Annotated in this window: 19 protein-coding genes; 9 read left to right on the top strand and 10 right to left on the bottom strand. The window is 64.9% G+C overall.

Annotation, left to right across the window (positions count from 1 at the left end; genetic code table 11):
* Positions 1-149: 149 nt before the first annotated feature.
* Positions 150-710: a helix-turn-helix domain-containing protein gene (locus PMM47T1_RS15015; protein WP_008370295.1), complete on the top strand. Its 561-nt coding sequence runs from the start codon at positions 150-152 to the stop codon at positions 708-710.
* Here PMM47T1_RS15015 and PMM47T1_RS15010 read toward each other — a convergent pair.
* Together PMM47T1_RS15010 and PMM47T1_RS15005 are read right to left on the bottom strand one after the other, a co-directional pair.
* Positions 700-2,094: an alginate export family protein gene (locus tag PMM47T1_RS15010; RefSeq protein WP_008370293.1), complete on the bottom strand. Its 1,395-nt coding sequence runs from the start codon at positions 2,092-2,094 to the stop codon at positions 700-702. The genes PMM47T1_RS15015 and PMM47T1_RS15010 overlap by 11 nt on opposite strands.
* Positions 2,091-2,963 carry a hypothetical protein gene (locus tag PMM47T1_RS15005; protein WP_008370291.1) on the bottom strand — a complete coding sequence of 291 codons (873 nt, stop codon included), beginning with the start codon at positions 2,961-2,963 and terminating at the stop codon, positions 2,091-2,093. Before PMM47T1_RS15005 ends, PMM47T1_RS15010 begins: the two co-directional genes overlap by 4 nt.
* Before the next feature lie 222 nt (positions 2,964-3,185).
* Here PMM47T1_RS15005 and PMM47T1_RS15000 point away from each other — a divergent pair, with 222 nt between their 5' ends.
* On the top strand, positions 3,186-4,241 hold the full coding sequence (locus tag PMM47T1_RS15000; RefSeq protein WP_008370289.1) for a diguanylate cyclase: 1,056 nt from the start codon (positions 3,186-3,188) through the stop codon (positions 4,239-4,241).
* 67 nt (positions 4,242-4,308) lie between these two features.
* Here the strand turns inward: PMM47T1_RS15000 and PMM47T1_RS14995 are convergent, their stop codons facing one another.
* The gene (locus PMM47T1_RS14995) at positions 4,309-6,012 is read right to left on the bottom strand and encodes an amidase (RefSeq protein ID WP_008370287.1); all 1,704 of its coding nucleotides are present in this window, start codon (positions 6,010-6,012) and stop codon (positions 4,309-4,311) included.
* Positions 6,013-6,303: 291 nt separating this feature from the next.
* Here PMM47T1_RS14995 and PMM47T1_RS14990 point away from each other — a divergent pair, with 291 nt between their 5' ends.
* Positions 6,304-7,656 (top strand): MFS transporter, encoded by a 1,353-nt coding sequence (locus PMM47T1_RS14990; RefSeq protein WP_008370285.1) that lies wholly within the window; start codon positions 6,304-6,306, stop codon positions 7,654-7,656.
* Between the two features lie 163 nt (positions 7,657-7,819).
* Positions 7,820-8,839, top strand: coding sequence for a branched-chain amino acid aminotransferase (locus tag PMM47T1_RS14985; protein WP_008370283.1), 1,020 nt, complete (start codon positions 7,820-7,822; stop codon positions 8,837-8,839).
* A 120-nt stretch (positions 8,840-8,959) separates the two neighbouring features.
* On the opposite strand, the gene PMM47T1_RS14980 is transcribed toward PMM47T1_RS14985, so the two are convergent.
* Positions 8,960-9,964 carry an aldo/keto reductase gene (locus PMM47T1_RS14980; RefSeq protein ID WP_008370280.1) on the bottom strand — a complete coding sequence of 335 codons (1,005 nt, stop codon included), beginning with the start codon at positions 9,962-9,964 and terminating at the stop codon, positions 8,960-8,962.
* 133 nt (positions 9,965-10,097) lie between these two features.
* Positions 10,098-11,402: an MFS transporter gene (locus PMM47T1_RS14975; protein WP_008370278.1), complete on the bottom strand. Its 1,305-nt coding sequence runs from the start codon at positions 11,400-11,402 to the stop codon at positions 10,098-10,100.
* Positions 11,403-11,564: 162 nt separating this feature from the next.
* Between PMM47T1_RS14975 and PMM47T1_RS14970 the strand changes: the two genes are divergently transcribed.
* The 4 genes from PMM47T1_RS14970 (at position 11,565) to PMM47T1_RS14955 (ending at position 15,193) form a co-directional block, all read left to right on the top strand.
* Positions 11,565-12,671 (top strand): sugar diacid recognition domain-containing protein, encoded by a 1,107-nt coding sequence (locus PMM47T1_RS14970; protein WP_008370276.1) that lies wholly within the window; start codon positions 11,565-11,567, stop codon positions 12,669-12,671.
* 94 nt (positions 12,672-12,765) lie between these two features.
* The gene (locus tag PMM47T1_RS14965) at positions 12,766-13,899 is read left to right on the top strand and encodes a glycerate kinase (RefSeq protein WP_008370274.1); all 1,134 of its coding nucleotides are present in this window, start codon (positions 12,766-12,768) and stop codon (positions 13,897-13,899) included.
* Positions 13,900-14,029: 130 nt separating this feature from the next.
* On the top strand, positions 14,030-14,263 hold the full coding sequence (locus PMM47T1_RS14960; RefSeq protein WP_008370272.1) for a DUF2790 domain-containing protein: 234 nt from the start codon (positions 14,030-14,032) through the stop codon (positions 14,261-14,263).
* A 45-nt stretch (positions 14,264-14,308) separates the two neighbouring features.
* Positions 14,309-15,193 carry a LysR family transcriptional regulator gene (locus PMM47T1_RS14955; protein ID WP_008370270.1) on the top strand — a complete coding sequence of 295 codons (885 nt, stop codon included), beginning with the start codon at positions 14,309-14,311 and terminating at the stop codon, positions 15,191-15,193.
* A gap of 72 nt (positions 15,194-15,265) precedes the next feature.
* On the opposite strand, the gene mltA is transcribed toward PMM47T1_RS14955, so the two are convergent.
* Positions 15,266-16,411: a murein transglycosylase A gene (mltA, locus tag PMM47T1_RS14950; RefSeq protein WP_008370268.1), complete on the bottom strand. Its 1,146-nt coding sequence runs from the start codon at positions 16,409-16,411 to the stop codon at positions 15,266-15,268.
* A 139-nt stretch (positions 16,412-16,550) separates the two neighbouring features.
* On the opposite strand from mltA, the gene PMM47T1_RS14945 reads away from it, so the two are divergent.
* Positions 16,551-18,914 carry a DNA polymerase II gene (locus PMM47T1_RS14945; protein WP_008370266.1) on the top strand — a complete coding sequence of 788 codons (2,364 nt, stop codon included), beginning with the start codon at positions 16,551-16,553 and terminating at the stop codon, positions 18,912-18,914.
* A 159-nt stretch (positions 18,915-19,073) separates the two neighbouring features.
* Here PMM47T1_RS14945 and PMM47T1_RS14940 read toward each other — a convergent pair whose 3' ends face one another.
* The 4 genes from PMM47T1_RS14940 to PMM47T1_RS14925 are packed head-to-tail and all read right to left on the bottom strand — an operon-like array spanning position 19,074 to position 23,437.
* A complete protein-coding gene (locus PMM47T1_RS14940; RefSeq protein ID WP_008370264.1) occupies positions 19,074-20,549 on the bottom strand; it encodes an aldehyde dehydrogenase family protein in 1,476 nt (491 codons plus the stop codon).
* A gap of 9 nt (positions 20,550-20,558) precedes the next feature.
* Positions 20,559-21,368 (bottom strand): ABC transporter permease, encoded by an 810-nt coding sequence (locus PMM47T1_RS14935; protein WP_008370262.1) that lies wholly within the window; start codon positions 21,366-21,368, stop codon positions 20,559-20,561.
* Between the two features lies 1 nt (position 21,369).
* A complete protein-coding gene (locus PMM47T1_RS14930; protein ID WP_008370260.1) occupies positions 21,370-22,278 on the bottom strand; it encodes an ABC transporter permease in 909 nt (302 codons plus the stop codon).
* A gap of 16 nt (positions 22,279-22,294) precedes the next feature.
* Positions 22,295-23,437: an ABC transporter substrate-binding protein gene (locus PMM47T1_RS14925; RefSeq protein ID WP_008370258.1), complete on the bottom strand. Its 1,143-nt coding sequence runs from the start codon at positions 23,435-23,437 to the stop codon at positions 22,295-22,297.
* Between the last annotated feature and the right edge of the window lie 3 nt (positions 23,438-23,440).

The following is a 23,440-nucleotide window of genomic DNA, read 5'->3' as shown; positions in this document are numbered from 1 at the left end:
CTAGAGGATCGGCACCGGGCAAATCCTTGTCCTGGCCTTAATTGTTCTGAAACCACTGCGCTTCAGAACATTTAAGGCCCTGGCAAGGACGTGCCACGCCAGGGCTTGGACACTGTGCAGGTACCGGATCGTACACGGAGCGTCCCCCGATGAATGCTACCCCCCATGCCGCCGCCAAGCCGCTGGACCCCACCACCCTGGACCTGTTGCTGGCGCTGGCGGCCACCTTGGCCGATAACGGCCCAGCCGCGCCGCAGGCGCTTTACCAGCACTCCAGCGCCCTGTGCACGCACCTGCTGGTGCAATACGGCGATCGCCCGGCGCCGGCCCCCGAGCGCGTGGCACTGTCACCCTGGCAAGCGCGGCGGGCCAAGCAACTGATGCTGGAACAGATGAGCACCAGCCCCTCGATTGCCGACATCGCCAAGGCCTGCTCGTTGTCGCGTAGCCATTTTTCCCGGGCGTTCAAGCGCACCACCGGCCAGTCGCCGCGCGACTGGCTATTGAGCGCGCGGTTGTCCCGGGCCAAGGAACTGCTCGCGGACGGTAACGTGCCCATCGCCCAAGTGGGCCTGGACTGCGGTTTTGCCGATCAATCACACTTCACCCGGGTATTCACCCGTTGCCTGGGCACCACGCCATTCGCCTGGCGACGGGCTTTGCCCCGGGGTATTGACCATGTGGTCAATACCCCGACGCTTACCAACTGAACTTCATTTCCACGCCCAGGTAGTTGCTGTCATGGCCGCCGGCTTCACGCAGGGTTTGTCCCGCGTCGTAGTGCACGGCCTCGACGGCGCCGCTGAGGTTGGCGGTAAAGGCATAGTCGGTGCGCAGCTGGGCGTAGGCACCCGTCCAGCGCTGCCCGGTACCGGCAGTGTTGGCCACGGCAATGTTGGGCTGGGTGTACACCGCGTCATCGGTGGTCTGGCGCCATAACAGGCCGATGGCGGTTTGCACGCTCAGCCCTGGCAAGGGTTTGACCGTGAGCGACGGCTTCACGTGAATCAGGTTGCTGTAGCCGGTGTAGCCCGCCAGGGTGAAGTAGTACCCGTTGGGGAACAGCGGATTGAAGGTGCCCACACGGCCGTCACCGGCGTGGCTGTCACCCGAGGCAATGTCCAGTTGCAGGCCCAGCCGCGGCGTCCATGGCTGGTCGGCAAAGGTGTAGCCCACGCGACTGCCGCCGGCCCAGGCGCGAATGTCCTTGGCCCCCACGGTGCCGCCTTGCAGCATGGCTTCCAGGTCCCAGTCGACATTGGCCGCGGTGCCGGCGTAGCGGGCATCGACAATATGCCGTTCCTCACTGCCCGACGCGTCCAGGTACTGGGCGTCGTCGCGCTGGTACAGGGCGTAGTAGGCCGACAGCTCCTGATTGTTACCCACCACGTGCTCCACGCGCAGCATGTCGAAGCGCACGGCGTTGTTGGAGGTGTCATCGAAGTCCTGGTCGTCGCGGTACTGCACCGGGTGGCTGACGATACCGATGAAGCGCCACTGAGTGGTTTCCCAGTCAGCCCACAGGGCGTCGAACGACTGACGCACGTTGGGGCCGTCGCGCGAGGACACGAAGCGCTGCAGGTCAAAGGCGAAATCCTGGCGGCCTACGCGGCTCTTCAAGGTGCCGCTGTCGAAGGCGTTAATGTATTCCAGGAAGGCCAGGCGCAGGTCCAGGCGGTTCTGGTCGGCGCCGCCGAGGGTGGTCTTGTCGTAGGCGCGCACATCCTCCAGTTGAGTAAACAGGCGCCAGTGCTCGTTGAAGTGCAGGTCGGCGTGCACCTGGAAGCGTTGCAGCAAGTAGTTGTCCCGCGCCGTGCCCTTGGTGCCGAAGTTCGCCGCGTCATTCATTTCCAGGCGTTCGCGCAAGGTCGCGCCCAGCGACAGCCAGGCGTCGCTGCCAAGGGGGATATACTTGAGGTTGTCCAGGGGTTCGGTGCGCAGCGCCGGCGAGGCCAGCGCCGACCAGTCTTCCTGCCAGCGGTTGGCCTTGATGGTGGGGCGCGTCTCTTCGCCGTCAGCGTGGGCGCCGCTGCCGATCAACGGCAGCAGCACCAGCGACAGGCCCGCCAGACGAGAGGGCAGGGGGCGCTTCATTTTTTCGCCAGCACTTGGTGGATTTCTGCCACGTAGCCGCCGGGGAACTGCACCATCGCGGCCTGGCGGCCGTCACTGCTGGCGGCCGGGACCAGCACGGTAGCGCCGCTGCCGGTGGCCTTCTGCAGGGTGGCATTGAGGTCGGCGACTTCATAGCCGGTGGTTTCATGGCCATAAGGGAACGGCAGGTGGCCGTCGGTGACCAGCACCGTCATGTGGCCGAAGTCGGAGCTGATGCGCACGCGCTCGTAGGTGCCCTTGTCGCGGCCGATCTCGGCCCCGGGGGCGTGCTTGTCGTCGGCGACCACGCGGCCATGGGAGAAGGTGGTAAAGGCCTTGATGAACGCAGGGGCGCGATCAGCGGATACGTACACGCGATTCTCTGGTACATACTGGAACGCCGCATAGTTGGGCGCGGTGGTGTGCCAGTAGAGCTGCATGTTCACGCCGCCCGGCCATTGCACCACGGCGTCACGGCCGATAGGGTCGGGGAAGGGCGCGACGATCACATCGGCACCGGCCTGGCGGGCCTGCTGGATGGCCAGGTCCATGTCCTTGACCAGGTAGCCGTTGCGCTCATCGCCAAAGGGGTGCGGGATGGGCGTCTTGAAGCCGAACAGCGACACGGTGCCCGACGGGGTTTGCAGCAGTTGCGAGGTGGTGCTGCTAGGTGTTGGCGTCACATCGGCCACCACCTGCGCCGTGCTCTTGCCGCCAAAAGTGCTGGTGAAGCTTTGCACGAAGGCATCCACGTCATTGGGCGCTACGTAGACATGACTGGTGTCGTACTGCGGCCCTACGGCCGGGCCGGCGGCGGCCATGGCCGACAGTGGCGCGGCCAGGGACAGCATGAGGAAGGTGCGACGCATGACAATCTCCAAAAGGGGGAAGGCGGACTGCGTCAGGGTGCGGGGCAGGGCAGATGAATAATTGAATGGGTGTGCTTTTGTGTCTGTAGCGGCCGCACGCGGTGACGAGGGGGGGCGATTGTCCGACAAAAAGGCACATTCGCCAGTATCAAGCGTGGCGTGGCCGCGCCGACATCAGTCTCAGTACCAGACTTGAATTTTTTTTGCCCGCGAGACCACTTGATGACCAGCTCTACTGCGGATGACCGCGCCCAGGTGTTGCAGGACGCCACCTATCAGTTCTGGCGGCACATCATTGCCATTGTGTGGATTGCGTTTGCCATCCATGTCCTGCTGTTCGGGCTGTTCGTGGCCCTGGGCATACCGGTGCTGTGGGGCGCCAATGCGGTCAGCATCGCCATGTACGTGGCCTGCCTGTTGGCCATTCGTCGGCAGCGCTACCAGGCGGCCGGCCTGCTGTTCAGTATTGAGATCATCGCCCACGCCATCGTCGCCACCTGGATGCTGGGCTGGGACAGCAACTTCCACTTCTACCTGTTCTGCCTGGTGCCCATCATTGCCTTCAGTTTCCAGATTTCTCCGGTACGGCGAATCTGCCTGAACGTGGCCATTGTGCTAGTCGCCGTGGGCGGCTACGCGCTGCGTGGGCACATGGGTGTGGCCAATGGCATCAACGACGGCCTGGTGGAGGTGTTCGGTATTGTTAACGCCTTCACCGCCACGGCCTTGTTAATGCACGCCACTGCCTTGTCGGTGCGTTTTACCATGGCCATGCAGATGAACCTGTTTCATTCGGCGCACCGCGACAGCCTGACCAGCTTGTACACCCGCCGTCGGGTGCTACAACGGCTTCGGCAACTGGGGGCGGCGCGGCAAGGGGCGAGCACGGCGATCATTTTGCTGGACGTGGACCACTTCAAGCAGATCAATGACCGCCATGGCCATGACCTGGGGGATGTGGTGTTGCAGCGTATCGCCGAAAGTATCTCCGGCAGCGTGCGGGCCACGGACATCGCCGCGCGCTGGGGTGGCGAAGAGTTTCTGGTGCTGATGCCCAACACGTCACTGGCCGATGCGTGGCCGGTGGCCGAGCGCATGCTGGCGCACATCCGCGCCCAGGCCGGGCAGGTCAGCGGCGCCACGCTGGCGGTGACGGCCACGCTGGCCGTCACCGTGATCGAGCCGGGCGAGGCGTTTCGCGATGCATTGAACCGGGCCGACCAACTGCTTTACCAAGGTAAGGAAGCGGGTCGTGACCGGGTGATGCGTACGGCGTGAATCGGTCTGTAGCCGCTGCCGCCAGGCTACAGATCAGCGGCGGGATCAGCGGTTACGGATCGGCCAATCAACCCAACTGCGGTGTGCGCGGCGGGATCAGGCGCTTGCTGCCGGTGGCTTCGAACGCCGATGCCAGTTGCAGCAGCGACGAGTCATCGTAGGCACGGCCGGCAAACGTCAGCCCCACGGGCATGCCGATGTCGCTCATGATGCCCATGGGCACGGTCACAGTGGGCACGCCCAAGTGACGGATAGCCAGGTTGCCGTTGGCCACCCAGACCCCGTTGCTCCAGGCGATGTCAGCCGAAGCCGGGTTGATGTCGGCATCGGCCGGGCCTACGTCGGCCACGGTTGGGAACAGCACGGCGTGCAGGCCCAGGCGGTCCATCCACTCTTCCAGGTCGGTGCGCCGGGTTTGCTCCAGAGCGCGCAGGCCATCGGGCACGGTGCTGATCTCGTTCCACGGGGTGATGCCGCGTTCGGCCATGCGCACGTATTCGTCCATGCCGGCGGCCAGGTCGCCCTCGCGGTTGGGCAGGGTGCCCGGGTCGTGCGGGAAGATTTTCGGCCCGTCCACGTCCACCAGGCGGTTCAGCGCCGGGTCGCCGTTGGCTTGCAGGAAGTCGTCGAACGCCCAGGCGGTCAGGTCCCAGAGTTCATGGTGGAGGAATTCCTTGCTCACCAGGCCACGGTTGAACACGGTGGGCGCGCCAGGGCGGTCGCCCTCGCAGTTGGACACCAGCGGGAAGTCCACCTCTACCACCTCTGCGCCGGCCGCTTCCAGGGCCTGGCGCGCCTGCTGCCAGAGGTCGATGACCGTGGCGCGGGTATTGATGCGCTGCCCGGTGGGGCCGCCGATACCCGGGGTTTCAGACGTGCCCGCTTCGGCGTCGGCATTGATGTACATGCGCGGCACGCCCAGGCGCTTGCCTTTCAGTGCGGCCGGCGCGGCAGCCAGGTCCAGGTATGATGCAGGGCGCACCGACTCGACGCTGGGGATGGCCACCCAGGGTTGCAGGCGCCACAGGTCGCCGCGGGTGTCGGGGTCTTCGGCCACCACCACGTCCAGCACTTCCAGCAGGTCGGCCATGGTGCGGGCGAACGGCACTACCACGTCCATGGTGGGCGTGAGCGGCCAGTTGCCACGCACCGAAATCACCCCGCGCGACGGTGTATAGGCGCACAGGCCGTTGTTGGACGCCGGGCCGCGGCCGCTGGACCAGGTTTCTTCCGCCAGGCCGAAAGCGGCAAAGCTGGCAGCGGTGGCCGTGCCAGCGCCGTTGGACGAGCCGGAGGCGAAAGGCGCGGTGAGGTAGCTGGCGTTGTACGGGCTTTGCGCCCGGCCATACACGCCGCGCTGCATGCCGCCGTTGGCCATGGGCGGCATGTTGGTCTTGCCCAGGCAGATGGCGCCACCGGCGCGCAGGCGCTCGATGGTAAAGGCGTCGCGCTGAGCCACCAGGTGTTCAAAGGCGGGGCTGCCGGAGGCGGCGGTCAGGCCCTTGACCAGGTAGCTGTCCTTGGCGGTGTAGGGAATGCCATCCAGCGGGCCCAGCAGTTCGCCACGGGCGCGGCGGGCATCTGACGCCCGGGCCTCGTCCAGCGCCTGGGGGTTGCGCACCACCACCGCGTTGAGCGCGGTTGCCGTGCCGGGCAGGTCGTAGGCGTCGACACGTGCCAGGTAGGCTTCAACCAGCGCTACCGAGGTGGTCTGGCCGGACTCAAGCGCAGCGCGCAATTGCGCAATGGAAACTTCGGTGACCTCGATCATGCTTTTACCGCCGATGGCTGAAGGGAAATGGGGTGACTGTAACCTGCCGGGGCAGGGGCATCACTTCTCGTCGTGGGGGTGTTCATAGGATTCTCGTCGCACCGCGTCATGCGGCTGCGCTGAATTTACCCTGTGATCGTTATATTGAACAGTGCAAAACACCTTCTCTTGAGTGAATGAGGGGTTCAGGTGCGCTATTTGACACCCTCCAGATCACGTCATACGATGTCCTACAAATCCATCGCATGGCTGTCGAATGGATTCAATAACAACAAGAAAGGAAGCCTCAGCATGACCATCGATATCGGGCCCGCACCCCGGGCGAATGCCGTTCGCGCCGCTGAAACACGCAAACCCCTCACCAGCCGCTACCGCTGGACCATCTGCGCCCTGTTGTTCGTTGCCATCGGCATCAACTACATCGACCGGCAGATGATCGGGATCCTCAAGCCTACCCTCAGTGCCGATTTGAAGTGGTCGGAAACCGACTACGCCAACATCGTGTTCTGGTTCCAGTGTGCCTACGCCATCGGCTTCCTGACCTTCGGCCGCGTCATCGACAAGGTGGGCGTGCGCATCGGCTATGCCATGGCGTTCACCCTGTGGACCATCGCCAGCATCGGCCATGGCCTGGTGCAGGGCGTCACCCAGTTCGCCCTGGCGCGCTTTGCCCTGGGCTTCGGTGAGTCGGGCAGCTTCCCGGCCAGCCTGAAAGCGGTGTCCGAGTGGTTTCCACAGAAAGAGCGGGCCCAGGCCACCGGCATCTTCAACGCCGGCACCGCCTTCGGCCCTATTGTCACCCCGTTGCTGGTGCCCGCCATTACCCTGGCCTGGGGCTGGCGCGCCGCGTTCATTTCCATTGGCGTGGTGACCGCGTTGTGGTTGATCGCCTGGCTGCTGATGTACCGCAGCCCCCAGGAGCATGCCAAGGTCAGCGCCCAGGAGCTGGACTATATTCGCAGTGACACCGACCCTTCGCTGCCGGTGGACGCCACCCCGGCGAAGTTTTCCTGGTTCAAACTGCTGACCTTCCGCGAAACCTGGGCCTACGCCGCCGGCAAGTTCCTGACCGACCCGATCTGGTGGTTGTACCTGTTCTGGCTGCCGGACTTCCTGGGCAAGACCTATGGCCTGGACCTGAAGTCCTTCGGCCCACCGCTGATTGCCGTGTACCTGCTGGCTGACCTTGGCTCTGTGCTGGGCGGCTGGGGCTCATCGCGGCAACTGAAAAATGGCCGCGGCGTGAACGCCTCGCGCAAGACCACCATGCTGATCTGCGCCCTGGCCGTGATCCCGATTGTCACCGCCCAGTTTGTCTCCAGCCTGTGGCTGGTGGTGGCCATTATTGGCCTGGCCGCCGCGGCGCACCAGGCCTGGTCGGCAAACCTGATGACCTTGCCTTCCGACCTGTTTCCCAAGCAGGCCGTGGCCTCGGTGATCGGCATCGGCGGCACGGCAGGCGCCATGGGCGGCATGCTGATGACCACCTACAACGGCTACATCCTCGAGGTGTTCAAATCCTATCAGCCGATTTTCATCGTGGCTGGCAGCGCCTACCTGGTGGCCATCGTGGTGATCCACATGCTGACGCCGCGCCTGCAACCGGTGGCGGCCCATCGGCTGCTCAAAATGCAACCGCGCTGACCTCTGGCACAGGCCGCAAGGCGCGCCGTTGAGCGCTTTATGGCCCATTCGTGCATTTCCTGCGGCTTGCGTGCCAAGCCGCGCTTGCCGCAGGGCACCTGGCGCCGTATCTTTGTCGCCTGATCAACGAATTGCATCCTAGCGATCATCTGTAGAGGGCATCATGAGCGGCGCTGGCATAAACTGGGACAACCTGGGTTTCGACTACATCAAGACCGATTTGCGCTTCCTGTCGGTGTGGCGCGATGGCGCCTGGCAAGAAGGCACGTTGACCGAAGACAACGTCCTGCACATTGCTGAAGGCTCGACCGCGATTCATTACGGTCAGCAGTGCTTCGAAGGCCTGAAGGCCTACCGTTGCAAGGACGGTTCGATCAACCTGTTCCGTCCTGACCAGAATGCCGCGCGCATGCAGCGCAGTTGCTCACGCCTGCTGATGCCGCACGTGCCAACCGAGATGTTCATCGAGGCCTGCAAGCAGGTGGTGCGCGCCAATGAGAAGTTCATTCCTCCGTACGGCACCGGCGGCGCCCTGTACCTGCGCCCCTTCGTCATCGGCGTGGGTGACAACATCGGCGTGCGCACCGCACCCGAGTTCATCTTCTCGGTATTCGCCGTGCCGGTGGGCGCCTACTTCAAGGGCGGCCTGAAGCCACACAACTTCTCCATCTCCACTTATGACCGCGCGGCCCCACAGGGTACCGGCGCGGCCAAGGTCGGTGGCAACTACGCCGCCAGCCTGCTGCCAGGTGCCGATGCCAAGAAGCACAACTTCGCCGACTGCATCTACCTGGACCCGCTCACCCACTCGAAAATCGAAGAGGTGGGCTCGGCCAACTTCTTCGCCATTACCGAGAACAGCGAGTTCGTCACGCCGAAGTCGCCATCGGTATTGCCAGGCATCACCCGCCTGTCGCTGATGGAACTGGCCGAAAGCCGCCTGGGCCTGAAAGTGGTCGAGGGCGATGTGTTCGTCGACCAACTGGACCAGTTCAAGGAAGCGGGCGCCTGCGGCACCGCCGCCGTGATCTCGCCAATTGGCGGCATCCAGCACAACGACAAGCTGCACGTGTTCCATAGCCTGGAAAGCGTGGGCCCGGTGACCGTCAAGCTCTACAACGAGCTGACCGGCATCCAGTTCGGCGACGTCGAGGCCCCTGCGGGCTGGATCGTCAAGGCCTGATCAACTGATCGCCGCCCAGCCGTAGCCGCTGCCGCCAGGCTGCGCTGGCCCTGTGCCTCGCTGAAGATTTTCAGTGACCGCCAGGGCCAGCGCAGCCTGGCGGCAGCGTCGTTTTACCCTTTAAACGACGCGTCCCGGCACGAAGTGCCCCGGGTCGTTGTAACCCGGCGTCGACGGGTGGCCCGGTGTTACCAGCGAGTCGATAAACGCCTCATCTTGCGCCGTGATCTTCACCGCCAGCGCCCCGCTGTAGGTATCCCACTGGGCCTCGGTGCGCGGCCCCACAATGGCCGAGCTGACCAGCTGATTGTTCAGCACCCAGGCAATCGCAAACTCCACCATTCCCACGCCCTTGGCCGCCACATGCGCCTGGATTTTTTGCGCGATGTGCAGTGACTCGTCGCGCCATTCGGTTTCCAGTATCCGCTTGTCCTGGCGCGCGGCACGGCTACCGGCCTGGGGTGCCTTGCCGGGGCTGTATTTGCCACTGAGCACGCCGCGGGCCAGGGGGCTGAAGGGCACCACGCCCAAGCCGTGGTAGGCCGCAGCGGTGAGTTGCTCGGTTTCCACCTGGCGGTTGACGATGTTGTACAGCGGTTGGCTGGCCACCGGCTTGTCCACGCCCAGGCGCTGGGCCACGTTGACGATTTCGGCCAGGCGCCAGCCGCGGAAATTGGACACGCCCCAGTGACGGATCTTGCCGTGGCGCAGCAGGTCGCCGATGGCGCTGACGGTCACCTCCAACGGGGTGTTGAGGTCGTCGCGATGCAGGTAATAGAGGTCGATGTAGTCGGTGCCCAGGCGGGTCAGGCTGGCGTCGACGCCATTGAAGATGTGCTGGCGGCTCAGGCCGCTGCGGTTGGGCAGGCCGTCAGCCGGGCCAAAGCCCACCTTGGTGGCCAGAATCCAGTCCTGGCGGTTGCGGGCAATCGCCTCGCCGACGATTTCCTCGCTGCGGCCGCCGTTGTACACGTCGGCAGTGTCGATGAAGTTGATGCCCTGGTCCCAGGCCTTGTCGATGATGTGCAGGGCGTCTTCGGTAGGCGTCTGCTCGCCGAACATCATGCTGCCCAGGGTCAGGGCGGAGACTTTCAGGCCACTGTGGCCCAGTGCGCGGTAGATCATCGGTGACATCCCTTTGCAGTGGTGAACCGCAAAGGTACTGCACGGCATCTGAAGGCGCACCTAAAACCTGTTGAATGGCGCGGCGGCAGCGCCTACGGCCTGGCGGCAGCCTACGGGGCGCTGAGGTACCGGATCAACGCTTGCCGGCCACCTTGTAAGCCACCGCGCTGCCCAACACGATCAACCCCGCCAACGCATACAACGCCGCATCGGTGGACCCGGTCTGGTCCTTGATGAAGCCAACGATGTAAGGGCTTAGGAACCCCGCCATCTGCCCCACGGAGTTGATGATCGCCAGGCCGCCAGCGGCCACGCCTGCGCTCAGGAACGCCGTCGGCAATGGCCAGAACATCGGCAGGCCGGTCAGCGCGCCCATGGTGGCGATGCTCAGGCCAACGATGGCGATGGCCGGGGTGGCGGCGAAGTTCACGGCAATGATCAGGCCGATGGCGCCCATCAGCATCGGTACCACCAGGTGCCAGCGGCGCTCATTGCGCAGGTCGGCCGAGCGGCCCACCAGCAGCATGAAAATGCCGGCCAGCAGGTACGGTATGGCGCTCAGCCAACCGATCACCAGCGCATCGCTGAAGCCCAGGTTCTTGATGATCGACGGCAGCCAGAAGTTGATGGCGTACACGCCGCTCTGAATGCAGAAGTAGATGAAGCCTAGCACCCAGATCAGTGGTGTGGCGAACACCGCGCCAATGAATTCGTGCTTGTGCGCGGGCTTGTTGAGGGCGTCCTCGGCCAGGTCGGCTTCCACCACCTGGCGCTGTTCGGCGGTCAGCCAGGTGGCCTTGGCAAAACTGTCGCTGAGCAGGAAGTAGGCCAGGCAGCCGAGCACCATGGTCGGAATGCCCTGGATCAGGAACATCCACTGCCAGGCGGCCAGGCCCTGCTGGCCCACGGCAAAGTGGTTGAGAATCCAGCCGGAAAACGGGCTGCCCAACAACCCCGATACCGGGATGGCCGACATGAACAGGGCCATGATGCGACCGCGGCGGGCGTTGGGGAACCACTGCGAGAGGTACAGCACAATGCCGGGAAAGAAACCGGCCTCGGCGGCGCCGGTCAGCAGGCGCAGCGTGTAGAACTCCATGGGCGTAGTCACAAACAGCAGGCAGGTCGACAGGCCGCCCCAGGCCAGCATCATCAGCGCAATCCAGCGCCGTGGGCCAAAGCGGGTAAGCGCCAGGTTGCTCGGCAGACCGCACAGCACATAGCCGATAAAGAAAATACCGGCGCCCAGGCCGTAGGTGGTTTCGCTGAACTTCAGGGCATCGAGCATCTGCAACTTGGCGAAGCCGACGTTGACCCGGTCCAGGTAGTTGAACAGGTAGCAGATGAAGATAAAGGGGATCAGCCGCAGGGTGATGCGCCGATACACGGCATCGCGGACGCCATGGTTACCCTGGTCAAGGGCGGGGCTTGTAGACATGGGGTTTCTCTCTGTTTTTATGTTATTGGCGGCTATCGTGAGCCACCCTTGAGTGTCGGCGACGAAACGGGCACTGTCTTTGTGCGTTTGCACAGTGAAGCGGTGGCCCGGCTGTGCGACCCTACAGACGTGCGTGCTGCGCTTTACCAGGAATATCGTCCTATGTTCGAACTTGATCATGACCTTGCGCAAGACATTGTCGACCGCGCAATGGCCATTCTGCCGTGCAACGTCAACGTCATGGACAGCCAGGGGCTGATCCTGGGCAGTGGTGAGCCCGAGCGTATCAACACCCGCCACGAGGGCGCCCAGCTGGTGCTGGCCAACGGTAGGGTGGTGGAATTGGACGTCCAGGCGGCGCAGTGCCTGAAGGGCGTGCAGCCGGGGGTGAACCTGCCCCTGATGCTGGACGGGCGGCTGATCGGGGTGCTGGGCCTGACGGGGGAGCCAGGGCAATTGCGCACCTTCGCGGAGCTGGTGCGCATGACCGCCGAGATGTTGCTGGGCCAGCGCCGTCTGCAAGTGGAACAGCACTGGCGGCGTCAGCGTTGCGACGACTTACTGGCCTTGTTGCTGGGCGGTACCGGTGATTCCCCACGTTTGCTGGACGAAGCCCGACAGATGGGCCTCAAGCCGCACCTGCCACGCACGCCGTGCCTGTTCGAGCTCAAGGCCAGTCAGGGCACTGAGGCCTTGGCGGCCTGGTTGCTGGGGCGCTACCCGGACAGTTGGTGCGTGAGCCCGGCGGCAGGTTCGCTGCTGTGGTGCCGGCCGGCCAGCGTCACCGTTGACGAAACCCGTTTGCTGGACAAACTCGTTGCCCAGGCCTGGCCCGTGCAGCGCCTGGCCTTGGGCGAGGCCGCCGATGACCTGGCCGGGCTGCGCCGCGGCTACCGCTGGGTGCGCGACCTGTTGGCCTATGGGCGCGATATCGTGCCCCAGGTGCGATGCCTGCCGTTGGCCCGCTATCGGCTGCCCGCCATGCTCTGGCGCCACCGTAGCGATGACAGCCTGGACGAATGGCTGGGGCCACTGCGCAAGGTGATGGCCAAGGACGCCAGCGGCCAGTTGCTGGCCACCTTGCGGGCCTGGTGCGAACACGACGGCCAGAGCCAGGCGTGCGCCGACGCGCTGGGCATCCACCGCAACAGCCTGCGCTACCGCATGGAGCGCATTGCCGAGCTGAGCGGCATCGACCCCAACCGCCTGGCCGGCATGCTCACCCTGTACTTGGGTGTGCAGTTGCTGCCCGCCGACTTGTGGAAATGAACAACAAAGCACCGCCCGGCTTGTGCAATGGCCCGGCGCCGTGGCGTCGAGCAACTGGCAGCATGGGTGGAACAAGAAAACCGGAGTAGCCGTCATGAAAATCGTCATTGCCCCAGACTCGTTCAAGGACAGCCTCAGCGCTGCCGGGGTCGCCGCCGCCATTGCCGAGGGCCTGGCCCTGGCGCTGCCTGATGCCCAGCTAGTGCAGTGCCCCATGGCCGACGGTGGCGAGGGCACCATGGAGGCGATTCTGGCGGCCTGTGACGGGGAGTTGCGCAGCCTGACCGTGGAAGGCCCGCTGGGCGCACCCGTGCAGGCTCGCTGGGGCTGGCTGGCCGACAGCGCCACGGCGATCATCGAAATGGCCGAGGCCAGTGGCTTGCAGTTGGTGCCCGTGCAGCAGCGCGATGCCTGCACCAGCAGCACCTATGGCACCGGCGAGCTGATTCGGGCAGCGCTGGACGCAGGTGCGCTGCGGGTCATTCTTGCCATTGGCGGCAGCGCCACCAATGACGCCGGCACCGGCATGCTCCGCGCCCTGGGCGTGGAACTGTTCGGCGCAGACGAGCAGCCACTGGCCAAGGGCGGCCTGGCCCTGGCGCAGCTAGCCCGGGTGGTGCTCGACGGCCTGGACCCGCGCCTGGCCAGCGTGCGTTTCGAAGTGGCCGCCGACGTCGACAACCCCCTGTGCGGCCCTCATGGCGCCTCCCATGTATTTGGCCCGCAAAAGGGCGCCAGCCCTGCGCAGGTGCTGCAACTGGATGCAGCACTGGACCACTTTGCCGATCGCAGCGCCGAGGCGCTCGGCCACGACTTGCGCGAGTCGCCAGGCGCCGGTGCCGCAGGGGGCATGGGCTTCGCCGCCAAGGCCTTTCTGGGCGCCACGTTCCGCCCGGGCGTGCAGGTGGTGGCAGAGCTCACCGGGCTGGAACAGGCCCTGCACGGTGCCAACCTGGTGATTACCGGGGAAGGGCGCTTCGATGCCCAGACCCTGCGCGGCAAGACACCCTTTGGTGTGGCGCGTGCCGCCGCCGCGCAGAACGTGCCGGTGCTGGTGATTGCCGGCACCCTGGGCGATGGCTATGAGCAGATGTACGCCCATGGCGTGACCGCCGCGTTTGCCTTGGCCAGTGGGCCCATGACGCTGGATGAGGCATGTCGCAATGCGGCGCCGTTGCTGCGTGATCGGGCTCGGGATATTGCGCGGGTGTGGCAGCTGGGGCGCTGACCGCACCCACCCTGCGGCCGCCTTGGGGCGGCCACGTTTTGTGTATGGGTGATGACGAATTCAATCATATTCACCGGGCAGGCTGCCGCTTAACCTGTCTCCAAGGAAAAATCACTTGGAGAACAGACACATGAAAGCCCTCATGGCCATTGCTGCCTTGACCCTCGGTATTGCCGCCACGGCTCACGCCGACCCCGCCCAGCGTTACACCTACGGCCAGAAGCTGGACATCGCCAAAGTCATCAACGCCGGTGACATCCCGGACGTATGCGCGGTAGTGCCGGTGACCATGGTGTACGAAGACAGCCAGGGCCAGCGCCATTCGCTGATCTATCGACTAATGGGCAAAGGCTGCTACGACTAGGGCGTTCGGCTATTCTGGGTGCATGCCTTATGGACCGAGCCCTTCATGAATTTACGCCACCTGCTGTACTTCAAGACCATTGTCGAGCGTAAATCCATCGCGGCCGCCTCCCAGGAGCTGCACATCGCGCAGCCCCCCCTGAGCCAGCACCTCAAGACCCTGGAGGCCGACTATGGCCTGCAACTGTTCGAACGCCAGGGCCGCGGCCTGCTGGTGACCGACGCTGGCCAGCATCTGTACCGGCGTGCCTGTGAGCTGCTGAACCTGGCCGATGAGATCGACGCCGACATGCGTGGCCTGGCCCAAGGCGTCAGCGGCAGGGTCAGCGTTGGCACGGTGACCTCCGGCGCGGCCTTCCTGGCCCGCGTGCTGGGCGAGGTACGCCAGCAGTTGCCTAACCTCCTCTTTTGCGTCTACCACGCCGAACCTGCCGTGCTGGAGCACATGCTGCAATCACGCCAGCTGGACTTTGCCCTCAGTCAGTGGCCGGTGGCGAACCCTTTATTGCACAGCGAACCGTTGCAGGCCTTGACCCTGGCAGCGGTGGAAGCCGTGCCCGGGCATTTGCCGGATGTGGATGTGTGCAGCCTGGACGAGCTGGCGCAGGTGCCGTTGATCATCGTGCGGCGGCGCCAGGGCCATGGCTTCTACGAACGTATTCAGCAGGCGTTTACCGACAGTGGCCTGCGGCCCCTGGTGGCGTTCGAGTGTTCCGACATTTCCGCCGCCCTGGCGCTGGCCAAAGCCGGGGCGGGGGTGGCCTTGCTGCCGGTGTGGCCCGGCGACCAGGCGCTGGCCGGCCTGCGCCAACGGCCAGTGGCAGGCGTGGGCAGCGATGAGCGTCTGATGCTGACCTGGCTGGCCGACCGCGACCGCCTGCCGGCCGTGGTCAAGGCGGTCAAGGCCTTCCAGGCGTCCTGTACCCCCTAACCGCGAAAAAGCCCGCAAACTGCCGAAGGCTGGCTCTGCGGCACCCACTCCACAAATGCGGCGGCTGCTGGGTTACTGCACTTTGGGTGGCGGCGCGCCCTTGGGCCACAGCAGCCAGATCTGCCCCTGCTGTTTCATGTTGCCGGCCAAGTCGCCGGCCTTGTCGCCGGTGCCCCAGAACAGGTCCGCACGCACTTCGCCGGCAATGGCGCCGCCAGTGTCCTGGGCCGCCACGGGACGGATCAGCGATTTGCCGTCGGGGCGGGTGGTGGACAGCCACAGCAGGCTGCCCAGGGGGATTACCTTGCGGTCGATGGCCACGCTATAGCCAGCGGTCAGCGGCACGTTCAGCGAGCCGCGCGGGCCTTCGTTGCTGTCCGGGCGGGTGGAAAAGAACACGTAGCTGGGGTTGCTGGCCAGCAACTCGGGCACCCGCTCGGGGTTGGCCACGGCCCAGTCGCGGATCTTGCCCATGCTGACTTCTTCTTTCTTCAACTGGCCCTGTTCCACCAGCCAGCGGCCCACCGGCTTATAAGGGTAGCCGTTCTGGTCGGCATAACCGATGCGCAACTGGCGGCCGCTGTCCAGGCGGATGCGGCCCGAGCCCTGGATCTGCAGGAACTGCAGGTCCATGGGGTTGTTCAGCCACGCCAGCACCGGTGCGTTGACGCCCTTCTCATTGATGGTTTGCGCATCGTCGTAGGGGCGCAACACATGACCGTCCAGGCGTCCGCGCAGGCGTTTACCCTTCAGTTCGGGGTAGAGGCTGTCCAGGTTCACGATGATCAGGTCGTCGGGCACGCCCAGCACCGGCACGGTGTGGTGTGCGTCCTGCGTCAGGCTGCCGGGATACACCGGTTCGTAATAACCGGTGATCAGGCCGCGGTCCTGGTTGTCACCCGAGCGCAGGCTGTAGACCTGCAGCTGGGTTTGCAGGAAGGTGCGTACCGCCGCCGGTTGCGCCGGCACCTGGGCCGCGACGGCGCAGGTAGCGCCCCAGGTGGGGTCCTTGGCCAGGCGCTGACAGGCGGAATTCCAGGCGGTGAAACCGGCCATCAGGTCGCTGTCGCTGACCGCCGGCAGGGCGCTCCAGTCGACGCTTGTGTAGGTGGTGGGCGGTGGCGGCTTGGGCTTGCCGAAATCACAGCCGGCCAGCAGCACCAGCACACCGGTGGCGGCGAGCAGCAGGCGGGGCCATTTGATTGCTGAAGTCTTCACTCAGGGGTATCCGCAAAACGAGTGGAAAGGCGCGTAGCTTGGGCAAAGCCATGGGCTGCGTCAAATCGTTGGCATGAACGGGTACAATGGTTTCTTTGCGCCATGTTTCGGCAGCGCGTTTCAACCGAGGTTCAGTGCCGTGGATGTCCAGCAAGGTTTTATCCTCACCCGTCATTGGCGTGACACGCCCGCGGGCACGGAGATTGAATTCTGGCTGGCCACCGACGCAGGCCCCCGCCAAGTGCGCCTGCCCGTGCAGCCGTGTGTGGCCTTCGTGCCCCAGGCGCAGGCTGAGCACGCCCAGCGGTGGGTGGCGCAACAGCAGGGCGCCGAACTGCGCCCACTGGGCTTGCAGGATTTTCACCACCGTCCGGTGCAGGGCCTGTACTGCCAGCAGTACCGGCATTTGCTTGACCTGGAAAAGACCCTGCGCCGAAACGGCATCGATGTCTACGAAGCCGACATCCGCCCGCCCGAGCGCTACCTGATGGAGCGCTTCATCAACGCCCCGGCCAGTATCACCGGGCGCCCGGACGCCAATGGCCTGCTGCTGGGCGCCCAGCTCAAGCCCGCGCCCGGCTACCGGCCCACGCTCAAGCTGTTATCGCTGGACATCGAAACCACCGAGCATGGGGAACTGTATTGCATCGGCCTGCAAGGGTGCGGTCAGCACCAGGTCTACATGCTGGGCCCGGCCAATGGCGACGCATCGGGGCTGGATTTCGACCTGCAGTACTGCCAGTCGCGGGTCGAGCTGCTTGAATGCTTGAACCAGTGGATGGCCGAGCACGACCCCGACGTGATCATCGGCTGGAACGTGGTGCAGTTCGACCTGCGGGTGCTGCACGAACAGGCCCGGCGCCATGGCGTGCAACTGCGCCTGGGGCGCAACGGCGGCGAATTGTTGTGGCGCGAGCACGGCAGCGGCAACGGGCACTACTTTGCCAGCGCCGCCGGGCGGCTGATCATCGACGGCATCGAGGCGCTGCGTCAGGCTACCTGGAGCTTCCCCTCGTTCAGCCTGGAAAACGTCGCGCAAACCCTGCTGGGCGAGGGCAAGTCGATTGCCACGCCGTACCAGCGCATGGACGAGATCAACCGCCTGTTCGCCGAGGACAAACCGGCGCTGGCACGTTACAACCTAAAGGACTGCGAGCTGGTGCTGCGTATCTTCGAGCACACGCGCATCATGGACTTCATGCTTGAACGGGCCACGGTCACCGGCCTGCCCGCCGACCAGAGCGGCGGCTCGGTGGCGGCGTTCACCCACCTGTACCTGCCGTTGATGCACCGCCAGGGCTTCGTGGCGCCCAACCTTGGCGAGCGCCCGCCTCAGGCCAGCCCGGGCGGGTTTGTCATGGACTCGCGGCCCGGGTTGTACGAGTCGGTGCTGGTGCTGGACTACAAAAGCCTGTATCCGTCGATCATCCGCAGCTTTCTCATTGACCCCATTGGGTTGATAGAGGGCCTGCGCCAACCCGACGACGCGCATTCGGTGCCCGGCTTTCTCGGCGCGCGGTTCTCCCGCCAACGCCATTGCCTGCCGTCCATCGTCAACACGGTGTGGCAGGGGCGCGAGGCGGCCAAGGCGCATCACAACCAGCCATTGTCCCAGGCCCTGAAGATCATCATGAACGCCTTCTACGGCGTGCTGGGCTCCAGCGGCTGCCGTTTTTTCGACCCGCGTCTCGCATCGTCCATTACCCTGCGCGGCCATGAAATCATGCAGCGCACCCGGCAACTGGTGGAAGGCCAGGGCTATGAAGTGATCTACGGCGACACCGACTCCACCTTCGTGTGGCTCAAGCGCGCCCACGGCCAGCAGGAAGCGGCAGACATCGGTCGCGCTCTGGTGGCCCATGTGAATGCATTCTGGCGCCAGCACCTGCAGGATCAATACGGTTTGCACAGCGCCCTGGAGCTGCAGTTCGAAACCCATTTCACGCGATTCCTGATGCCCACCATTCGAGGCGCGGAAGAGGGCAGCAAAAAGCGTTATGCCGGGCTGGTACGCCGCGCCGATGGCAGCGACGAAATGGTTTACAAGGGTCTGGAAGTGGTGCGCACCGACTGGTCGCCGCTGGCCCGGGCGTTTCAGCAGGAGCTGTACGAGCGTATTTTTCACCACCGCCCCTATCAGGATTTCGTCCGCGCCCTGGTGCAAAAGACCCTGGCGGGCGAGGTGGACGAGCAACTGGTGTACCGCAAGCGCCTGCGCCGGCCGCTGGATGACTACGAGCGCAATGTGCCGCCCCACGTGCGCGCCGCGCGCCTGGCCGACGAGTTCAATGCCCGCCACGGTCGGCCATTGCAGTATCAGCGTGGTGGCTGGATCAGCTACGTCATTACCCTGGCCGGCCCGCAGCCGCTGGAAGCCATTGATGCCGCCATCGATTACGACCACTACATCAGCCGGCAATTGCAGCCGGTGGCGGACGGCATCCTGCCCTTTGTCGATGACGACTTCGCCACGCTGGTGGGCGGGCAGATGGGCTTGTTCTGACTACACCTGTGCGCTCCCCCGGAGCTGCCGTGAGGCTGCGAAAAGGTCCGCAGGACCTTCGGCGGTGTCAGGCCGATCGCGGGCCCGCGGTGCGGGCCTTCGCAGCCTGGCGGCAGCTCCTATCGTCGCAAGCTGCTTGAGCCAGGTGCGGGGGGAGGGTCAGGGCTTGAGGTACCACCCCCAGGGTTCTGCGCCCACGTACTCGGTCACCTGCTTGACCTCCAGGTAATTATCCAAGCCCCATTGCCCCAGTTCGCGGCCAATGCCGCTGTGCTTCATGCCGCCCCACGGCGCCTCGACGAAGGTGGGCTGCGAGCAGTTGACCCACACGATACCGGCGCGCATTAAGTTGGCAACGCGCGTCGCCCGCTCGGGGTCGGCGCTCATCACGGCTGCGGCCAGGCCGAAGCGGCTGGCGTTGGCCATCTGCACCGCCTGGGCTTCGTTGTGAAAACGCTTGATGCACAGCACCGGGCCGAAAATTTCCTCGCGCCACAGGGCGCTGTCCAGGGCCGGTTCGTCGAAGATCGCCGGGCTGACGAAGTAGCCCCTGGGCAGGTGCGCCGGGCGCTGGCCACCGGTGAGCAGGCGCGCGCCGGTCGCCTGGCCCTGGTCAATGTAGCCCATGACCTTGTCGTACTGCCCCTGGCTGACCAATGGCCCCAGCAACACGCCCGGTTCCAGCCCGGGGCCGATGGTGATGCGCCGGGTTTGCTCCACCAGGCGTTCGATCAGGCGCGGGGCGATGCTGTCCTGCACCAGCAGGCGCGAAGTGGCGCTGCACACCTGGCCCTGATTCCAGAAGATGCCAAACAGAATCCACTCCACGGCGGCGTCCACCGAGGCATCGTCGAACACGATGAAGGCCGACTTGCCGCCCAGCTCCAGGCTGATGTTCTTGATGTCCCGGGCGGCGCTGGTCATGATTTTCGCGCCAGTGGGCACGCTGCCGGTAAACGCCAGCTTGTCCACCCCCGGGTGTTCGGTCAGGGCGCTGCCGGCCTCGCTGCCCAGGCCGGTGACCACGTTCAGCACGCCGGCGGGCAAACCGATGCGTTCGGCGCTGGCGGCCAGTTCCAGGGCACTCAGGGGCGTCAGTTCCGAGGGCTTGAGCACCGCGGTGGCGCCTGCGGCCAGGGCCGGGGCCACTTTCCAGGCGGCCATCAGCAAGGGGTAGTTCCAGGGGATGATCTGCCCGGCCACGCCCACCGGTTCGTGGCGAATGCGGCAGCGAAAGCGCGCATCGCTGACGGCCAGCGATTGGTCCTGGCGATCATCCAGGGCCTCGGCCAGTTCGGCGTAATACTCGAAACAGCCAATGGCATCGGCGATGTCCCAGCGTGCTTCGGGCAACGGCTTGCCGTTGTCGCGCACTTCCAGGTGGGCCAGGCTGTCCTGCTGTTCGCTCAGGTCCTTGGCCAGCGCGCGCAGCCACTGGCCGCGCTCGGCGCCGCTGCTCTGGCCCCAGCCGCCGTCGAAGGCACGCCGCGCCGCACGCACCGCATGGTCGATGTCTTCCTCGGTGCCGGCGGCCACCTGCTGCAGCACTTCGCCGGTGGCCGGGTCCTGCACGGGCAGGTAGTTGCCCAGGTCCGGGCTGACCCATTGGCCGTTGATGTACAACTGGTCACGCATGCCTGACTCCTAGGCGCCGTTACGGCGATTCTGCAAATAACGGGAAGTGAACAGCAGGGCCATGGAGGCGCAGATGATCACCGTGGAAAGGGCATTGATCTCGGGCGTCACGCCCCGGCGGATCGACGAGAAAATGTAGATGGGCAGGGTGGTCTGCGACCCGGCCACAAAGAACGCAATGATGAAGTCGTCAAAACTGAAGGTGAACGCCAGCAGGAACCCCGCCAGGATGGCCGGGGTGATCTGCGGCAGCGTCACCCGCCAGAAAGTTTCCAGGGGCGGTGCATAGAGGTCGGCCGAGGCTTCCAGCAGCGCCTGGTCCAGGGTGTCGACGCGGCTGCGCACAATCACCATCACCAAGGCCATGGTGAACAGCGAGTGGGCGGCGATCACCGTGGCAAAGCCCATGTTCAGCCGCGGTACCTGGGGCAGCCAAGCCGCCAGCAGCGGGTTGATCAGGTCGAACAGGCTGATGAACGCAATCAGCGTGGAGATGCCGATGACAATTCCCGGAATGATGATGGCGCAGTAGGTGAGGGCGTCGAACAGCATCCGCACCCGCCGCCCGGCACGTTGCAGGCCGAACACCGCCAGGGTGCCGAATAGCGTCGCCAGCAGCGCCGAGGTGGTGGCGATGAAGGCGCTGTGGCCCAGGGCTTCCATGATAAACGGGTTACCGAAGGCACGGCCAAACCACTGCACCGAGCAGCATTCGAACGCCAGGCCGCTGCGCCCGGCGTTGAAGCTGAACAGCACGATCAGGGCGATGGGTGCGTAGAGGAACAGGTACAGCGAGGTCGAATAACTGCGCAGCCACATGCTACAGCCCTCCGTCGGCCGGGCGGCCGCCGACGCGGGCGACCAGTTTCAGGTACACGCCGATGATCACCAGCATCATCGCCACCAGGGTCATGGCCAGGGCACTGCCGAAGGGCCAGTTGCGCGATTGCAGGAATAGGTCCACCAGGGCATTGCCGACAAAGAACACCTTGCCGCCGCCCAGGATGGCGGGTATCAGGAACTCGCCCATCAGCAGGATGAACACCAGCATCACCCCGGTGATGATCCCGGGCGCCGACAGCGGCAGGGTCACCCGCACAAAGCTTTGCAAGGCACTGGCACCCAGGTCGGCGCTGGCTTCGAGCAGGCGTTTATCGAGTTTTTCCAGGCTGACGTAGATGGGGAACACCATCAGCGGCAAATAGCCGTAGACAATACCGATCAGCACCGCCCACGGCGTGTTGATCAGGCGCACGCCTTCCAGGCCCAGGCTGGCCAGCAGCGCCGGAATGCCCTTGCCGCTGAGGATGAAAATCCACGCATAGGTACGGATAAGGAAACTGGTCCAGAACGGCACGATCACCAGGGTCAGCAGCAGCGAGCGGTTGCGCTGCACCTTCACTGCCAGGAAATACGCCAGCGGGTAGGCCGCCAGCAGGCACACCAGGGTGCCCAGCGGCGCCAGCACCAGGGTGTTGCCGAACGCCGCCGCCCGTGAGCCCAGGTTCAGGTAGTTGTCCAAGGTGAACCCGCCCGCGTAACCGCCCACCGTGCTGCGCTGGCCGAAACTGAAGACCAGAATGATCACCAGTGGCATCAGCAGCAACAGCACAAACCACAAGGTGGAAGGCAATAGCATCAGCGCCGTGAAGCGCCGGCTACGGCTGCGCACCGGGGGCGGCAGGGGGCTGGCGTGGCTCAGCGGGCGAGTGCGGGTGGCGGCATTCATGGGCGGTTTCCTTGGCTCAGGCGGACTTGAAGCGGGCCATCAGTTCGGCGCGCGCAGGGCTGGTGAGCGTGGCAGCAGCGCCGAACTCCAGGGGGCTTAGGGCTTCGGCGGCCGGGTACATGATCGGGTCGTCGAGCATCGCTGTGGGCAGCAGTGCATCCACCCGCTTGTCGCCGCTGGGGTAGCCGTGGCTCAGCACTTCCAGCTTGTTGTGCTGCGGGTCCAGCAGGTAGTTGATGAAGGCGTAGGCGGCGTCCTTGTGTTCTGAGCTTTTCGGAATGGCGAAGAAGTCGCTCCAGATCTCGCCGCCTTCCTTGCCCAGTTCAAACTGCATCTGCGCATTGTCGCGGTGCAGTTGCGAAGCGTCACCGGTCCAGGACATGGCCAACACCGCGTCGCCGCTGCGCATGGATGGCTGGATGTCGGAGTTGATGGCAAACAGGTGCGGCTTGACCTCGATCAGCAGCTTCTCGGCGTCGGCCAGTTCTTTGGAGTCCAGGGAGTTGAAGCTGTAGCCGAAGTTTTTCAGGGCGTTGCCGATGGCGGTCAACTGGTAGTCGTGCACCATCACCTGGCCACTGGCCGGGCCCTGGGCGGCGGCCCAGAATTCCTTCCAACTGGTGGGGCCGGCCTTGAGCTTGCTTTTGTCGAACACCATGCCGGTGGTGCCCCAGTTTTTCGGCACCGCGTAGACCTTGCCATTGACCGTGCCTTGGGCGATGAACTTCTGCTGGAAGTCGCTGGCGTCGAAGTTGGGGATGCGCGACAGGTCCAGCGGCTCGATCAGGCCCAGGCCCACGTAGGTGCTAATGGTGTAGTTGGTGGGCACCAGCACGTCCCAGCCGCTACCGCCGGCCTGCAGTTTGGCGAGCATTTCCTCGTTTGAACCGAACACGCTCATGGACACCCGCGCGCCGGTGGTCTTGGCGAAGTTGTCGAGGTTTTCCTGGCTGTGGTAGTTGGGCCAGGTGGCCAGCGACAGGCGATCGCCCAGCTTGCCGGCTTCGGCGGCCTGAGCATCGCTCATCAGCAGCCCTGGCATGTTGCTGGCCACGACTGCGGCGGCGATGCCCAGGCCGGTGCGGCCGAGGAAGTCGCGCCGGTTGATCGAGCCGTTCTGCCAGCTGCGCAGGGTCTTGATAAAGGTCTTCTGGTCCATAGC

It is taken from the genome of Pseudomonas sp. M47T1 (assembly GCF_000263855.1).
In the GTDB taxonomy this organism is placed as follows: domain Bacteria; phylum Pseudomonadota; class Gammaproteobacteria; order Pseudomonadales; family Pseudomonadaceae; genus Aquipseudomonas.
This window is presented reverse-complemented; position numbering and strand designations above follow the sequence as displayed.

What these genes read in the sequence shown, in the direction of transcription:
- PMM47T1_RS15010 (WP_008370293.1), bottom strand. Translation starts at nt 2,094, where the DNA reads ATGAAGCGCCCCCTGCCCTCTCGTCTGGCGGGCCTGTCGCTGGTGCTG.
- PMM47T1_RS14935 (WP_008370262.1), bottom strand. Translation starts at nt 21,368, where the DNA reads ATGTGGCTGCGCAGTTATTCGACCTCGCTGTACCTGTTCCTCTACGCA.
- PMM47T1_RS14985 (WP_008370283.1), top strand. Translation starts at nt 7,820, where the DNA reads ATGAGCGGCGCTGGCATAAACTGGGACAACCTGGGTTTCGACTACATC.
- PMM47T1_RS14930 (WP_008370260.1), bottom strand. Translation starts at nt 22,278, where the DNA reads ATGAATGCCGCCACCCGCACTCGCCCGCTGAGCCACGCCAGCCCCCTG.
- PMM47T1_RS14965 (WP_008370274.1), top strand. Translation starts at nt 12,766, where the DNA reads ATGAAAATCGTCATTGCCCCAGACTCGTTCAAGGACAGCCTCAGCGCT.
- PMM47T1_RS15015 (WP_008370295.1), top strand. Translation starts at nt 150, where the DNA reads ATGAATGCTACCCCCCATGCCGCCGCCAAGCCGCTGGACCCCACCACC.
- PMM47T1_RS14970 (WP_008370276.1), top strand. Translation starts at nt 11,565, where the DNA reads ATGTTCGAACTTGATCATGACCTTGCGCAAGACATTGTCGACCGCGCA.
- PMM47T1_RS14940 (WP_008370264.1), bottom strand. Translation starts at nt 20,549, where the DNA reads ATGCGTGACCAGTTGTACATCAACGGCCAATGGGTCAGCCCGGACCTG.
- PMM47T1_RS14955 (WP_008370270.1), top strand. Translation starts at nt 14,309, where the DNA reads ATGAATTTACGCCACCTGCTGTACTTCAAGACCATTGTCGAGCGTAAA.
- PMM47T1_RS15000 (WP_008370289.1), top strand. Translation starts at nt 3,186, where the DNA reads ATGACCAGCTCTACTGCGGATGACCGCGCCCAGGTGTTGCAGGACGCC.
- PMM47T1_RS14980 (WP_008370280.1), bottom strand. Translation starts at nt 9,964, where the DNA reads ATGATCTACCGCGCACTGGGCCACAGTGGCCTGAAAGTCTCCGCCCTG.
- PMM47T1_RS14975 (WP_008370278.1), bottom strand. Translation starts at nt 11,402, where the DNA reads ATGTCTACAAGCCCCGCCCTTGACCAGGGTAACCATGGCGTCCGCGAT.
- PMM47T1_RS14925 (WP_008370258.1), bottom strand. Translation starts at nt 23,437, where the DNA reads ATGGACCAGAAGACCTTTATCAAGACCCTGCGCAGCTGGCAGAACGGC.
- PMM47T1_RS14995 (WP_008370287.1), bottom strand. Translation starts at nt 6,012, where the DNA reads ATGATCGAGGTCACCGAAGTTTCCATTGCGCAATTGCGCGCTGCGCTT.
- PMM47T1_RS14960 (WP_008370272.1), top strand. Translation starts at nt 14,030, where the DNA reads ATGAAAGCCCTCATGGCCATTGCTGCCTTGACCCTCGGTATTGCCGCC.
- PMM47T1_RS15005 (WP_008370291.1), bottom strand. Translation starts at nt 2,963, where the DNA reads ATGCGTCGCACCTTCCTCATGCTGTCCCTGGCCGCGCCACTGTCGGCC.
- PMM47T1_RS14990 (WP_008370285.1), top strand. Translation starts at nt 6,304, where the DNA reads ATGACCATCGATATCGGGCCCGCACCCCGGGCGAATGCCGTTCGCGCC.